Source organism: Vibrio aquimaris (genome assembly GCF_009363415.1).
Taxonomy (GTDB): Bacteria; Pseudomonadota; Gammaproteobacteria; order Enterobacterales; family Vibrionaceae; genus Vibrio; species Vibrio aquimaris.
The window spans coordinates 768,012-783,275 of the sequence record NZ_CP045350.1 but is presented as its reverse complement, the minus strand read 5'-3'; the positions used below and the strand labels follow the sequence as shown (position 1 = coordinate 783,275).

Here is a 15,264-nt window from a genome sequence, read left to right as displayed (position 1 = left end):
GTCTGTTCGAACTGAACTCACAATTTCCAAGATAACCGGATATCATCGATGCAAGAGCAATACAATCCACAAGACATTGAACAAAAAGTTCAAAAGCACTGGGATGACAACAAAACCTTTGTTGTAAGCGAAAACCCAAACAAAGAAAAATTCTACTGTCTCTCTATGTTCCCTTACCCTAGCGGTCGACTGCATATGGGCCACGTACGGAACTATACTATCGGTGATGTGGTCTCTCGCTTCCAACGCTTGCAAGGCAAAAACGTCATGCAGCCAATCGGTTGGGATGCTTTCGGACTTCCTGCAGAAAATGCAGCAGTTAAAAATAACACTGCTCCTGCACCTTGGACGTATGAAAATATCGAGTACATGAAGAACCAGCTAAAGCTACTGGGTTTTGGCTACGACTGGAGTCGCGAATTCGCCACTTGCACACCTGAATACTACCGTTGGGAACAAGAGTTTTTCACCAAACTATATGACAAAGGCTTGGTCTATAAAAAAACATCTTCAGTAAACTGGTGTCCAAATGATCAAACCGTTCTCGCCAATGAACAAGTCGAAGATGGTTGCTGCTGGCGCTGTGATACCCCAGTAGAACAAAAAGAAATTCCTCAATGGTTTATTAAAATCACTGAATATGCACAAGAGCTTCTCGATGATCTAGACAACCTAGATGGCTGGCCTGAAATGGTCAAAACAATGCAACGCAATTGGATAGGCCGTTCTGAAGGGGTTGAGCTTAAGTTTGAAGTAGAAGGTCAAGCTGATCTCGAAGTATACACAACTCGCCCTGATACTTTGATGGGTGTGACTTATGTGGGCATTGCCGCAGGGCACCCTCTTGCAACTGCAGCAGCAGAAACTAACCCTGAACTTGCCGATTTTATTGAAGAATGTAAGAACAATAAAGTTGCAGAAGCAGAACTTGCGACAATGGAGAAAAAGGGAATGGCTACAGGCCTGACCGCAATTCATCCGTTAAATGGCCGAGAAGTCCCAATTTACGTCGCCAACTTTGTTCTAATGGACTACGGCACAGGCGCTGTAATGGCAGTACCTGCACACGACCAACGTGACTATGAGTTTGCAACTAAATATGGCTTAGATATTATTCCTGTCATCAAGCCTGCTGACGGCAGCGAACTAAATATTTCAGAAGAAGCCTACACTGAGAAAGGCGTGCTGTTCGATTCAGGCGAGTTTGATGGACTTGAGTTCAAAGCGGCATTTAATGCCATCGCTGAGAAGTTAGAACAAGAAGAGAAAGGTCATAAAACTGTCAACTTCCGTCTACGTGACTGGGGCGTATCACGTCAGCGTTATTGGGGAGCACCAATTCCGATGGTGACCACGGAAGACGGTGAAGTGCACCCGGTTGCCGTAGAACAATTACCTGTTATTCTGCCTGAAGATGTGGTGATGGATGGTGTCACAAGCCCGATTAAGGCAGATAAAGAATGGGCCAAGACCACGTTCAACGGCCAACCAGCGCTTAGAGAAACCGATACTTTCGATACTTTCATGGAGTCATCTTGGTACTATGCTCGTTATTGCTCACCACAAGCGGATGATATTCTAGACCCAGAGAAAGCGAATTACTGGCTACCTGTTGACCAATATATTGGCGGCATTGAACACGCTTGTATGCACCTTTTATATTCTCGTTTCTTCCACAAGCTATTACGAGACGCAGGCTACGTTAGCTCTGATGAGCCATTCAAACAGTTACTTTGTCAGGGAATGGTTCTTGCCGATGCATTCTATTTTGAAAATGACAAAGGTGGTAAAGAGTGGGTTGCACCAACCGATGTAACAGTAGAGCGCGATGGTAAAGGCCGTATCACTTCAGCCAAAGACAACCAAGATCGTGATGTTGCTCACTCAGGCATGATTAAAATGTCTAAGTCAAAGAACAACGGTATAGACCCGCAAGAAATGGTCGATAAATATGGTGCAGACACAGTGCGCTTGTTCATGATGTTCGCATCTCCTGCAGATATGACATTGGAATGGCAAGAGTCAGGTGTAGAAGGGGCTAACCGTTTCCTAAAACGCATCTGGAAGCTGGTCAATGAGCATGCATCACAAGGACACTCTCAACCTCTTGATACACAGGCTCTATCTGGTGACCAAAAGTCTCTGCGCCGTGATGTACATAAAACGATTGCTAAAGTCACAGATGATATTGCTCGCCGTCAAACCTTCAATACGGCAATTGCAGCCATCATGGAGTTAATGAATAAACTAGCGAAAGCATCTCAGGAGTCTGAGCAAGATCGCGCTATTCTTGATGAGGCTCTTAAAGCGGTTGTAGTGATGCTGTACCCTATCACTCCACATATCTCATTCGAACTGTGGACCGCTTTAGGTGAGTCTGACATCGATAACGCTGTCTGGCCAAAACACGATGATAAGGCATTAGTTGAAGACGAAAAACTTATTATTGTTCAGGTCAATGGTAAGCTACGCGCGAAACTTACGGTACCCGCAGACATAGCGAAAGAAGATATTGAAAAGCTTGCTCTTGACGATGAGAATGTTACTAAATTCACGCAAGGCCATACCATACGTAAAATAATTTATGTTCCAGGTAAGCTATTGAACATAGTAGCAAACTAATCTGAAATCTAACTTTAAGCAGAGTAAATACCTTACTCTGCTTTACTTATCTTAATATATTCACTGAGTAGATTAAGATAAGTATTCCACTAACTGAGAAAGTTTCACCAATGCGCCTAGCTCCAGTATCTTTTATAAAAATTGTCAGCGTTATCCTTAGCGCAAGTTTATTGTCAGCCTGTGGCTTTCACCTTAGGGGAGATTATTCAATCCCAGAGGAGCTCGGGACACTCTCACTCACCAGTTACGATCAGTACAGCACTTTCACTCGCATGATGAAATCACAATTACGCGTTAATGAAGTCAATGTCGTTCCGCCCTCAGAAGATGTTCCCAACCTGCATATCGTCGGTGAAGGCTTACGAGAGAGAAACTTATCCCTTTACCAAAATACAACCGCAGCAGAAAAAGAACTCACTTTTACTGCTACATATAGAGTCACTATCCCTGATGTAGGTGATAAAACCTTCTCGACTAGCGTAAGCCGCAGTTACTTAGAAAACCCATTAACTGCACTGGCAAAATCGGTTGAAAGAGACATGATCGAAGACGAAATGCGCCAATTTGCTACTGACCAGATCATTCGCCAAATGGCTCGTTTACGTTCTGACATAAAAGCTGGGCACGTTTTAACACAAGAAGAGCTTAATTCATTTGATGAGCAAGTTAATGGCAACTCTCAAGAGATAGAAAGTACAGAGTAATCACGTTATGCGTATTTTCGCTGAGAGGCTTACCGAACAACTAAATAAACAACTTCAATCCGTTTATCTGCTGTTTGGCAATGAGCCTCTGCTGTTACAAGAGTCACGTCAATCAATCCAAGAAGTGGCCTACCATCAAGGTTTTGAAGAGCGCCACCGATTTGCTATTGATGCAAGCTTCGATTGGGAGTTACTCTATCAGTGCTGTCAAAGCATGAGCTTATTCTCATCACGCCAATTAATTGAGTTAGAGTTACCTGAAAGTGGCATAAATACAAGTATTTCCAATGGGTTATTAAACCTGTCTGATATTCTACATAATGATATCGTTTTGGTCCTCATAGGCAGTAAGCTGACCAAGGCACAAGAAAATGCCAAATGGTTTAAAGCATTGTCGACCAAAGGGTGCTGGGTCAACTGCCTTTCTCCTGATATCAGCAGACTGCCACAATTTGTGCAGGGACGATGCAGAAAAATGAAACTGCAGCCTGACTCCGAAGCTATTCAGCTGCTAGCTCAGTGGCATGAAGGTAATCTGTTTGCATTAGTACAGAGCTTAGAAAAGCTAGCTCTTATCTACCCTGATGGACAACTAAACTTAGTCAGATTGGAAGAGTCTCTTAGCCGAAGTAACCATTATAATGCTTTCCAATGGGCCGATGCTCTACTTATGGGCAAAGCGAAACGTAGCCAGCGGATCCTTCTCCAATTACAAGCGGAAGATATTGAGCCAACGATACTTCTGAGAACCATTCAAAAAGAGATGACTTTGCTCTTGACTATGCAAAGTAAAATGTCACTTCAACCAATAGGTGCAATATTCGAATCTCACAAAATTTGGCAGTCGAAACGACCTTTATATTCAAGCGCCTTAAATCGGCTATCAAAAAATAAAATAATGCGATTAATACAGTTAATTGCCAAAGCAGAAATAATCTCTAAAACTCAATATGAGACATCCTGTTGGCCATTATTACACCAATTAAGTGCTGAGATATGCCTACCACAGGTTGAGCTATAAAAAGCGTGATATACTTCCCCGCTTTGATTGAACAATACAAAAAAGGACAACACCTTGCAACTTGAAGAACTGAATAATTTTCTGGTCGACAAAGCCGATGATATGAAAGCGCAACAAATACAGACCTTAAATGTCAAAGGGAAGTCATCGATTACCGACTACATGATTATTTGTACTGGAACTTCAAAGCGTCATGTAAACTCAATAGCGGAACACGTAGCGAAAGAATCAAAGAGTGCAGGTATTGAACCACTTGGCGTTAATGGTGATGTCGAAGGAGAATGGGTGGTGCTCGATATGGGCAGTACGATAGTGCATGTCATGCAAGAGGAAAAGCGTGAGCTTTATCAACTAGAGAAGCTTTGGGGCTAAAAATGAAGCTACAACTGATTGCAGTTGGCACTAAAATGCCCAAGTGGGTTGAAGATGGCTTTTTAGAGTATAAACGTCGTTTTCCTCATGATATGCCGTTGGAGCTAGTTGAAATTCCTGCAGGAAAACGGGGAAAGAATGCTGATATTGCAAGGATTTTGCAAAAAGAGGGCGAAGCTATGCTAGCTTCAGTACCGAAAGGCAATCGCATTATTACACTAGATATTCCTGGTAAAAAGTGGGACACACCACAATTAGCCCAACAACTAGAGAGTTGGAAACTCGATGGCCGAGACGTTTCTATCCTTATTGGCGGGCCTGAAGGTCTTGCTCCTGCCTGCAAAGCTGCCGCAGACCAAAGCTGGTCGCTGTCTGCACTAACACTGCCACATCCGTTAGTAAGAATAATTATGGCAGAAAGCCTATACAGAGCCTGGAGCATAACCGCCAATCACCCATATCACCGAGAATAAGTAGCCAATGTTACGAAAGCGCACCCGGTTTAGAGACTACCAAGCAGAAGCAAAACTATTTAAAAGTCGTGCTATCATCGCTTTCATTGGAATCATCACTATGGTTGGTCTCTTAGTTGCCAACCTCTACAACATTCAAATCAATCAATATCAAGATTACAAAACTCGCTCCAACGACAATCGGATTAAAATTGTACCTATCGCCCCTAATCGGGGATTAATTTACGATCGTAATGGTAAATTACTAGCGGAAAATCGCCCTGTTTTCAGCTTGGAAATTATCCCAGAAAAAATTAAAGACATGCCTAGGACAATTGAAAGACTAAGAAAATATCTCGACATTACTCCCGAGCAAGTTGAAAGCTTTGAACGAGAGCGACGTCATGCGCGTCGATTTAAGTCTGTGCCGATTCTGACACAATTGACCCAAGACCAAGTCGCCAAGTTTTCTGTCAATCAGCACAAATTTCCTGGGGTTACAGTAAACGCAAACCTTAAAAGGCATTACCCCTACGGTGAAGTACTCACCCATGTCATTGGTTATGTGTCTCGGATCAACGACAAAGACATGAAAAGGCTGAGTCGGGAAGGTAAAGAGGGTAATTACCAAGCCACACGAGATATAGGCAAACTCGGAATCGAGCGATACTACGAAGACTTATTACATGGCACCGCTGGATACCAAGAAGTAGAAGTCAACAGTCGCGGCCGTATTATCCGCACACTCAAATACATTCCGCCAGCACCAGGGAAAGATGTTGTACTCAATTTAGATATTGACCTTCAGCTTTATATCCACCAGTTGATCTCTGAACGCAGAGGTAGTGTGGTTGTACTTGACCCCAATGATAACGGTGTTTTAGCCATGGTTTCCAGCCCTAGTTATGACCCGAATGCCTTTGTACATGGAATCTCTACCAAAGCCTATAGCGCTTTACTTAACGACAAAAATCGCCCATTGGTGAATAGAGCCACTTTAGGCATTTATCCGCCTGCATCTACTATCAAGCCTTTAATGGCCGTCGCAGCACTTGAAGAAGGCGTGATCACTCCTTATACCACACGTAACGATCCGGGCTACTGGAAAATCCCCAATTCTAAAACCAAACCTTTTAGAGATTGGTTACGCTGGGGGCATGGAAAAGTCAACATAGTCAAATCAATTGAAGAATCCGTCGACACTTTTTTTTATCAAATCGCCTACGATATGGGTATTGACCGCATCTCGAACTGGATGATGATGTTTGGCTTTGGAGAGAAAACGGGCATTGATATCTATGAAGAAAGCAAAGCTAACATGCCAACCAAAGAGTGGAAATTAGCACGACACCGCGTACCTTGGTACCAAGGAGACACCATACCTGTTGGCATAGGGCAAGGATATTGGACTGCGACGCCAATGCAAATCGCCAAAGCGACCTCAGTATTGATTAATCGAGGCAAGGTCATGCCTCCTCATTTGCTAAGAGGCACCGTAGATAACGGTCAACCATTCGAAGATCAAATATTAACCGAAGTAGAAACCTACCCCCCCATTACAGGTGTTAAAAACCGTTTTTGGGATTTAGCAATTGACGGTATGCGCCTAGTTAATCATGGGAAAAAAGGCACAGCTCGTCGAGCATTTTATAACACAGCTTATGTCAGCGGTGGAAAGTCAGGGACTGCTCAAGTTTTTGGCCTTGGTGAAGATGAAGAATACAATGCTGACGAAATTGCTGAGCACTTACGTGACCACGCTCTATTTACTGGTTTTGCACCACTCAACTCACCCAAATTGGTTGTCACTGTTGTACTAGAAAATGCTGGAGGAGGCTCATCACAAGGTGGCCCTCTGGTAAGAAAAGTCTTTGATAAAATGTTAGTCAAAGAAAAAGAAGAGGCAAAATAATCATGGATTTTGATCCATCCACAGGCCAGAATCGAGCTCTATTTGAGCGCTTTCATCTCGATCTCCCCCTTTTACTCGGAATTTTAGTCCTCATGGGCTTTGGTCTTGTCGTTATGTATAGTGCAAGTGGTCAAAACCTTGGCATGATGGACCGACAAGCTATGCGTATGGCCCTATCACTAGGCATTATGGTTCTGCTCGCTCAAATACCACCTCGTACCTACGAGACTCTTGCACCGCTCATGTTTACAGTCGGTGTTTTACTATTACTTGGAGTACTGTTCTTTGGCGAAGCCTCTAAAGGTGCTCAGCGCTGGCTAAACCTTGGTTTCGTGCGATTTCAACCTTCGGAGCTTTTGAAACTCGCCGTTCCTCTTATGGTGGCACGATTTATTGGTAAACGCTCACTCCCACCAAGCTTTCAAACCTTAGTACTGTCGCTAGTAATGGTCTGTGTTCCAACCATTCTTATTGCTAAACAGCCAGATTTGGGGACTTCGATACTGATCGCAGCTTCTGGTATATTCGTTATCTTCCTAGCAGGTATCAGTTGGAAAATTATTTTCGCTGCGGTGTGTAGCCTTGGGGCTTTTTTACCTGTCCTATGGTTTTTCCTAATGAGGGAATATCAAAAAGTCAGGGTCCGAACTCTCTTTAATCCTGAATCAGATCCTCTGGGAGCTGGATATCATATTATTCAGAGCAAGATCGCAATAGGCTCTGGAGGCATATCAGGCAAGGGGTGGTTACAAGGTACCCAATCTCAATTAGAGTTTCTACCAGAAAGGCATACTGACTTTATTTTTGCTGTTATTGCAGAAGAGTGGGGATTAATCGGGATTTTGATCTTACTCAGCTTGTATTTGTTTATCATTGGCCGAGGTCTGGTTTTAGCCAGTAAAGCACAAACAGCTTTTGGCCGGATGATGGCTGGTAGTATAGTTTTAAGCTTTTTTGTTTATGTTTTTGTTAATATAGGCATGGTTAGTGGTATCCTACCTGTAGTCGGAGTACCCTTACCACTCATTAGCTACGGTGGAACCTCCATGGTTACCCTGATGGCAGGCTTTGGCATGTTAATGTCTATACACACTCATAGGAAAGCTTTCTCTAAGGCAACATAAATGATTTTTCAAAATGTCCTGATCGGTATACTTTGCGCTATTACCGTTTTTTTGGCTGGCTGCTCTTCTTCTCCGTCACAACGTTATTCAATAGAAGATGATCTTGCTCCAAACGCCCCCATTTCGGTTGACCATATTGAAGATGCACACCCTCAATATGAACCATACAGTGTAGGCGGAAATCGTGACTATACCCTAAGAGGTCAACACTACTCTATCATTAAGGAACCTCAAGGCTTTACTCAAGAGGGCATTGCTTCATGGTATGGCAAAAAGTTTCACGGTCATCTTACGTCTAATGGCGAAGTCTATGACATGTACTCGATGTCAGCCGCCCATAAGACTTTACCCATTCCAAGTTATGTCAAAGTGACCAACAAAGACAATGGGAAAACAGCCATTGTTAGAGTTAACGATAGAGGGCCTTTCCACCAAGGACGCGTTATCGACCTTAGCTATGCAGCTGCAACTAAGCTTGACGTCATTCGCACAGGGACCGCTAATATAAAACTAGAAGTTATTTCAGTAGAAAAACCCACGGCTCAACACAAGCAAAAATCGATACCTAAATTTGTCGTGCAAGTCGCTTCATCAAAACACCAAGACAGAGTGCGAACTTTAGCTAAAGATTTGAGTCAAAACCTTTCAGTAAAGAGTTACATCAATTCAGACAATAATATCCATCGTGTCTTTTTGGGTCCATTTGATGACTATATGCTGACGCAAAAAACGTTAGAACAAGTTAAACTCATGGGCTATTCAAGTGCCTTTATAAAATCCTTGTAGTCCTCAAACCAGTGTGAGGCACGTCTTACACTGGCTTGAGAGATTGTTTCTGTTAAGATATGAACAATTAATTAAAACCTGTAGTCAATATGAAAAAAATAACGCTAATCAAATCCGTTTTTGCTTCTTCTATTGCGCTTTCTGCAACCTTCGCATCATCTTCTTTCGCTGCACCTATCGTCGTACCTGATGCGCCTCAAATTGCAGCTAAAGGCTATGTTCTGATGGATTACCATTCAGGTAAAATACTCGCAGAGCATGAGATGAATACAAAATTATCACCTGCAAGCTTAACCAAAATGATGACAAGTTATGTCATTGGCCAAGAATTGGAACGCGGAAACATCTCACCCGATGACGATGTCACCATAAGCAAAAATGCATGGGCAAAAAACTTCCCTGATTCATCGAAAATGTTCATTGAAGTCGGCACCACAGTCAAAGTGAAAGACTTAAATCGTGGCATTATTGTTCAATCTGGAAATGATGCCTGCGTCGCCATGGCCGAACACATTGCGGGATCAGAAGATGCGTTTGTTGATTTGATGAATGCATGGGCAGACAGCCTAGGAATGAAGGATACCCATTTTGCTAACGTACATGGATTAGATAACCCGAATCTATACTCAACGCCTTACGATATGGCACTACTAGGTCAAGCTTTGATTCGTGATGTTCCGGATGAATACCGTATTTATTCGGAAAAGAAGTACACCTATAACGGCATTACCCAATATAACCGCAACGGTTTATTATGGGATAAAAGCATGAATGTAGACGGTATTAAAACTGGCCATACAAGTAATGCTGGGTACAGTTTGGTGAGTTCGGCAACTGAAGGACAAATGCGTTTGGTCGCTGTGGTCATGGGGACTAAAAATGCCAATGCACGTAAATCTGAGAGTAAAAAGCTACTAAGCTATGGTTTCCGCTTCTTTGAGACGGTTGCACCACACAAATCTGGTGAAACTTTTGTCGAAGAAAAAGTCTGGATGGGTGATAAAGACACAGTTGCGCTTGGCCTTGATCAAGACACCTATGTAACCCTTCCTCGAGGTCAGGCTAAAAATCTTCAGGCCAGTTTCGTTTTAGAAAAAGAGCTCGAAGCACCAATTAAGAAGGGTGATGTTGTCGGTAAGCTATACTATCAACTAGAAGGCGAAGATGTCGCTGAGTACCCACTCCTTGCTCTCGAAGACGTAGAACAAGGCAGCTTATTCAGTCGTCTTTGGGATTATATCGTCATGTTGTTCAAGAGCATGTTTTAATCTTCCCAGCTTCCATAACTTGAAAGCCGCACAAAGCGGCTTTCTTTGGTTTATGACCTGTTGAGATTTAAGTTGAATAGCAGTACTATTTCGCGCTGGCTAAATGACATCCAATGTGGAGTTTCAAAATGTTGACTATTAACTCAGATGCAAAACTAAAAGATCTGCTTGAATTCCCATGTTCTTTTACGTACAAAGTCATGGGTTATGCTAAGCCTGAGTTACCAGAGAAGGTACTTGAAGTCATACAACGACATGCTCCAGGTGACTATAGCCCGAGTGTCAAACCAAGCGCTAAAGGGAATTACCACTCTGTTTCTATTACGATTACAGCGACATCTATTGAACAAGTGGAAACTCTCTACAAAGAGCTCGGTGAGATTGATATCGTTCGTATGGTTTTGTAAATTTATTTGATTTAATCAAATAAATTTAAAAGCAGCCTTGTGGCTGCTTTATTTATATATATCAGATAGATATAAATCTTCTACTTTTCAGAGGGTTAAAAATATCTTACTTACATATAGTTACATGAACCGAACCAGTTTATACTCCGTAAACCTGATTAACTGACGATAGGATTAGGAATGTACAACCAGCTTGTTGTAAAGCACTTGGGCCGACAGGACTATGAACCTATTTGGCGAGCCATGCATGAGTTTACAGATTCTCGAACAGAGGAAACCTGCGACGAAGTTTGGCTTGTTGAACACAACCCTGTTTTTACTCAAGGTCAAGCCGGCAAAGCTGAGCACTTAATCAATACTGGTGAAATTCCTGTCGTACAAAGCGATAGAGGTGGGCAAGTTACCTACCATGGGCCAGGTCAACTAGTGGCTTACTTCCTAATTAACCTTCGTCGTAAAAAACTCGGTGTACGAGATCTTGTCACGACAATTGAGACACTCGTGATAAAAACACTAAAATATTACAATATAGAGTCGGCAGCACGACCAGATGCACCAGGTGTCTATGTTGATGGTAAAAAGATCTGCTCTTTGGGCCTTAGAATTCGCAAAGGCTGTTCATTTCACGGTTTGGCTCTCAACGTGAATATGGATTTGTCGCCCTTTTTGCGTATTAATCCATGCGGTTATGCGGGTATGGAAATGGTTCAAATGAGCCAACTTGGTGGACCAACAGATCTTGCCCAAGTTGAGACAACACTAGTCGAAGAACTTGTCAGTTTGCTTGATTATGAGCAAGTTGAATTCAGCACAGAAGCCTCTCCTACGCGTTGAGAAGCAAAGAGAAGTATAAAGCATGAGTAAACCAATCCAAATGGAAAAAGGCGTTAAGTACCGCGACGCTGATAAGATGGCTCTAATTCCAGTCAAGAATATGCCTACCGAGCAAAAAGAAATTCTGCGAAAACCTGACTGGATGAAAATCAAGCTACCGGCTGACAGTCAACGCATTCAAGAGATCAAATCAGCAATGCGTAAGAACAACCTTCATTCTGTGTGTGAAGAAGCGTCTTGCCCTAACTTAGCTGAGTGTTTTAACCATGGTACCGCTACCTTTATGATCCTTGGTGCGATTTGTACTCGTCGCTGCCCATTCTGTGATGTCGCACATGGTCGCCCTGTTGCCCCTGAAGCTGATGAGCCTCAAAAACTGGCCCAGACCATATCAGACATGAAACTCAAATACGTAGTTATTACCTCTGTCGACCGCGATGATCTTCGTGATGGCGGTGCCAAACATTTCGCTGACTGTAACCGTGAGATCCGTGCAAAGAACCCAAATATCAAAATTGAAACTCTAGTGCCTGACTTTCGAGGTCGAATGGATGTCGCTCTCGAATTGATGAAAGACAATCCACCAGATGTCTTCAACCATAACCTAGAGACGGCTCCTCGACTGTACCGTAAAGCTCGCCCGGGAGCAAACTACAAATGGTCTCTACAACTACTACAGAAATTTAAACAGCAGCACCCTGATGTTCCGACTAAATCAGGACTTATGATGGGGCTTGGCGAAACAAAAGAAGAAATTATCGAAGTGTTGAAAGATCTTCGAGATCACGGTGTAACTATGTTGACTCTAGGTCAGTATCTAGCGCCAAGCCGTCACCATCTTCCTGTTGAGCGCTATGTACCACCATCCGAGTTCGATGAGTTAAAAGAAATTGCACTGGACCTTGGATTCACCCACGCAGCTTGTGGGCCTTTTGTCCGCTCCTCTTACCATGCAGACCTACAAGCTCAAGGGATAGAAGTAGGTTAACTCACTGCGTTAAGCCACAACAATAAAAGCATCACTATAAAAGGGTTATTTGAATCAATTAGCCCTTTTTATTGTTCACTTCTTGAATGAGACAACACTCTTCTATAGGCTTAGCTCTAATAATACTAAAACTGTTTTTATTCCAAGGGATGATTATGAAAAGACTAGGTTTTATTGCTCTAGCGGTCACTGCAGTGACATCAGGTTGTGCATCAAATACCCAACAAGATAACTTTCGTGAAGCTTCTTTTGAACTATGTAATACAGAAGTTGAACTATATTCTGTAAGCGATGATGGCCGCGTTCGTATTGTTTGTGCAGATGGCTCTAAGTTTGCTCTGACCAGTGAGGCCACTCTGCAAACCATGCGTGATATTAATATCGATTATTGCCACGGTGAAGGGCTGGGCAAGTTCAGTGAGAGTCGAAAGTATTACTCGTTCAAGTGTAAATCAGGCACACTCCTAAGTATTTCCAAGTAGAAACTAATGTACAAAAAGGGGGGATACCATGTATCCCCCCTTTTTTTAGTTTTCAAGTTACTTGAACATTATGCATACACAGGTAAGCGCTGACAGATTTCAAGAACCTTTGCTTTGGTCGCTGAGATAACATCCTGATTATCAATATTATCTAGTACATCACACATCCAGTTAGCTAGTTCTTTGGCATCTTCCTCTGTAAATCCACGACGTGTAATTGCTGGCGAGCCAACACGGATCCCAGATGTAACAAATGGGCTACGAGGATCATTTGGTACCGAGTTTTTGTTCACTGTAATATTAGCTGAACCTAAAGCAGCATCCGCTTCTTTACCTGTAATGTCTTTGTCAATTAAATCAACTAAAAAGAGGTGGTTTTCAGTGCCATTTGAGACAATTTTATAACCACGTTCTTGGAACTGGGCAACCATAGCTTTAGCATTTTTAATCACACCCTCTTGATATGCTTTAAACTCCGGCTCCATCGCCTCTTTAAACGCAACAGCCTTACCAGCTATAACATGCATCAATGGGCCACCTTGCCCACCCGGGAATACTGCAGAGTTGAGTTTCTTGTACATTTCTTCGCCGGCGTTGGAAAGAATTAAGCCACCGCGCGGTCCAGCAAGCGTTTTGTGGGTTGTCGTTGTAACCACATGTGCATGCGGAACTGGCGTTGGATAAACGCCAGCAGCAATTAGGCCTGCTACATGCGCCATATCAACAAATAAGTAGGCACCAACCTTATCAGCAATTTCACGCATTCGCGCCCAATCAACAATTTGTGAGTAGGCGGAGAAACCACCAATGATCATTTTCGGTTTATGCTCTAAAGCTAGCGACTCCATTTCGTCATAATTAATTTGACCCGCTTCATCAATACCATAAGGAATGATGTTGTAATGCTTACCAGAAAAGTTAACTGGTGAACCGTGAGTCAAGTGACCGCCGTGCGCCAAGCTCATACCAAGCACAGTGTCACCTGGGTTTAACAACGCCATATAAACAGCACTGTTTGCTTGTGAACCAGAATGAGGCTGAACATTGGCATAAGCACAACCAAACAACTCACACGCACGATCAATAGCCAAAGCTTCTGCTTTATCCACATATTCGCAGCCACCATAATAGCGTTTGCCTGGGTAGCCTTCTGCATACTTGTTGGTAAGTTGAGAACCTTGAGCTTCCATCACTCGTGGGCTGGTGTAATTCTCTGACGCTATAAGTTCAATGTGCTCTTCTTGGCGACGAGTTTCTTCTTGGATCGCTGCGAACAGTTCCGCATCATAATCTGCGATATTCATATCACGCTTTAGCATCTGTATCTCCTGACTCAGATTTAAACTGAAAAACTAAGAATGACCCTAATAATCTGCGCAATTTACCCACGCAAACGTTTGCATCACGTTAATAGCGCGCATTCTACATAATTTGATCATAGCCATAAAGAGAAAATTATACTTTTTCTTATGAAGACTTTTCATGCAGAGCAACAAAGTGTCACCTGATGTTGCCAAAAAACCTGATGAATAACAAAAGTGTCAATTTTTCTCTATACAGCCCGTAAAACAATATCTACATAGGTTTACCTGAAATTTACTACCCAAGCTACCGAAATAATCGCTTTTTCACTATCATGCCGCCCTTAATTACTATTTTGTTTTTATATCATGAATAAACACTCACCAAAAGAAGACTGGATAGCGATCCTCACTGGAACATTTCTTGTCGCACAAGGTATTTTTTTCCTCCAATCAGGAGAGTTGTTGACTGGTGGCACCACAGGTTTAGCCCTTTTGCTCAACCAGTTCATCCCACTGTCTTTTGGTACACTTTACTTTATGAGTAACTGTCCTTTCTATTTACTGGCATGGCAACAATTTGGCCCTAGGTTTGCTTTGAGTAGTATCATTTCTGGAGCCCTAGTATCGATACTTTCTGATCACTTGTATCTGGTGATAAGCCTTGAAACCATCAATAACGTATACTGCGCGGTTGCTGGAGGGCTGTTAATGGGATTAGGTATGCTCATTTTATTTCGCCACCGTTCAAGCCTGGGCGGGTTCAATGTGCTGTGTTTATTTATTCAAGACAAATACGGTATTTCAGTGGGTAAATGCCAGCTTGCTATCGACTTCTGCATTCTTATCACTTCATGCTTTTTCGTTTCGCCGACGACCATAGGTTTATCCGTTATTGGAGCGGTTTTGCTTAATATAGTGTTGGCAATGAACCACAAGCCTACTCGCTATTCGGTCAACTATAGCTAATCAAGTGATTAGCCCCTTTCCC

The 15,264-nt window shown here is 42.8% G+C and carries 15 protein-coding genes; 14 read left to right on the top strand and 1 reads right to left on the bottom strand.

All coding sequences use genetic code 11. The features are described from left to right. The first annotated feature begins 48 nt into the window (after window positions 1–48). The 13 genes from leuS to FIV01_RS03540 all read left to right on the top strand — a co-directional run bounded on the left by leuS (window position 49) and on the right by FIV01_RS03540 (window position 12,972). Window positions 49–2,622 (top strand): leucine--tRNA ligase, encoded by a 2,574-nt coding sequence (gene leuS, locus FIV01_RS03600; protein WP_152429787.1) that lies wholly within the window; start codon window positions 49–51, stop codon window positions 2,620–2,622. Between the two features lie 110 nt (window positions 2,623–2,732). Beyond that, the gene (locus tag FIV01_RS03595) at window positions 2,733–3,326 is read left to right on the top strand and encodes an LPS-assembly lipoprotein LptE (RefSeq protein ID WP_152429786.1); all 594 of its coding nucleotides are present in this window, start codon (window positions 2,733–2,735) and stop codon (window positions 3,324–3,326) included. A gap of 7 nt (window positions 3,327–3,333) precedes the next feature. Continuing rightward, entirely contained in the window at window positions 3,334–4,347 is a 1,014-nt protein-coding gene (gene holA / locus FIV01_RS03590) for a DNA polymerase III subunit delta (protein ID WP_152429785.1), read from the top strand. Between the two features lie 54 nt (window positions 4,348–4,401). Then, the gene (gene rsfS, locus FIV01_RS03585; protein WP_152429784.1) at window positions 4,402–4,719 is read left to right on the top strand and encodes a ribosome silencing factor; all 318 of its coding nucleotides are present in this window, start codon (window positions 4,402–4,404) and stop codon (window positions 4,717–4,719) included. Between the two features lie 2 nt (window positions 4,720–4,721). Continuing rightward, window positions 4,722–5,192, top strand: coding sequence for a 23S rRNA (pseudouridine(1915)-N(3))-methyltransferase RlmH (gene rlmH, locus FIV01_RS03580; protein WP_152429783.1), 471 nt, complete (start codon window positions 4,722–4,724; stop codon window positions 5,190–5,192). Between the two features lie 7 nt (window positions 5,193–5,199). Continuing rightward, a complete protein-coding gene (gene mrdA, locus FIV01_RS03575) occupies window positions 5,200–7,083 on the top strand; it encodes a penicillin-binding protein 2 (protein WP_152429782.1) in 1,884 nt (627 codons plus the stop codon). A gap of 2 nt (window positions 7,084–7,085) precedes the next feature. Beyond that, a complete protein-coding gene (gene rodA / locus FIV01_RS03570) occupies window positions 7,086–8,207 on the top strand; it encodes a rod shape-determining protein RodA (RefSeq protein WP_152429781.1) in 1,122 nt (373 codons plus the stop codon). Then, entirely contained in the window at window positions 8,208–8,993 is a 786-nt protein-coding gene (locus FIV01_RS03565; protein ID WP_152429780.1) for a septal ring lytic transglycosylase RlpA family protein, read from the top strand. A gap of 89 nt (window positions 8,994–9,082) precedes the next feature. After that, window positions 9,083–10,261, top strand: coding sequence for a serine hydrolase (locus FIV01_RS03560; protein ID WP_152429779.1), 1,179 nt, complete (start codon window positions 9,083–9,085; stop codon window positions 10,259–10,261). Window positions 10,262–10,389: 128 nt separating this feature from the next. Next, window positions 10,390–10,668: a DUF493 family protein YbeD gene (gene ybeD, locus FIV01_RS03555; protein WP_114786547.1), complete on the top strand. Its 279-nt coding sequence runs from the start codon at window positions 10,390–10,392 to the stop codon at window positions 10,666–10,668. A gap of 180 nt (window positions 10,669–10,848) precedes the next feature. Then, on the top strand, window positions 10,849–11,502 hold the full coding sequence (lipB, locus tag FIV01_RS03550) for a lipoyl(octanoyl) transferase LipB (RefSeq protein ID WP_152429778.1): 654 nt from the start codon (window positions 10,849–10,851) through the stop codon (window positions 11,500–11,502). A 22-nt stretch (window positions 11,503–11,524) separates the two neighbouring features. Further along, window positions 11,525–12,490: a lipoyl synthase gene (lipA, locus tag FIV01_RS03545; protein WP_152429777.1), complete on the top strand. Its 966-nt coding sequence runs from the start codon at window positions 11,525–11,527 to the stop codon at window positions 12,488–12,490. Between the two features lie 155 nt (window positions 12,491–12,645). Beyond that, on the top strand, window positions 12,646–12,972 hold the full coding sequence (locus tag FIV01_RS03540) for a hypothetical protein (protein ID WP_152429776.1): 327 nt from the start codon (window positions 12,646–12,648) through the stop codon (window positions 12,970–12,972). 68 nt (window positions 12,973–13,040) lie between these two features. On the opposite strand, the gene glyA is transcribed toward FIV01_RS03540, so the two are convergent. Further along, window positions 13,041–14,291 (bottom strand): serine hydroxymethyltransferase, encoded by a 1,251-nt coding sequence (glyA, locus tag FIV01_RS03535; RefSeq protein WP_152429775.1) that lies wholly within the window; start codon window positions 14,289–14,291, stop codon window positions 13,041–13,043. A 351-nt stretch (window positions 14,292–14,642) separates the two neighbouring features. On the opposite strand from glyA, the gene FIV01_RS03530 reads away from it, so the two are divergent. Further along, window positions 14,643–15,242 carry a YitT family protein gene (locus FIV01_RS03530; RefSeq protein ID WP_152429774.1) on the top strand — a complete coding sequence of 200 codons (600 nt, stop codon included), beginning with the start codon at window positions 14,643–14,645 and terminating at the stop codon, window positions 15,240–15,242. The last annotated feature ends 22 nt before the right edge of the window (window positions 15,243–15,264 follow it).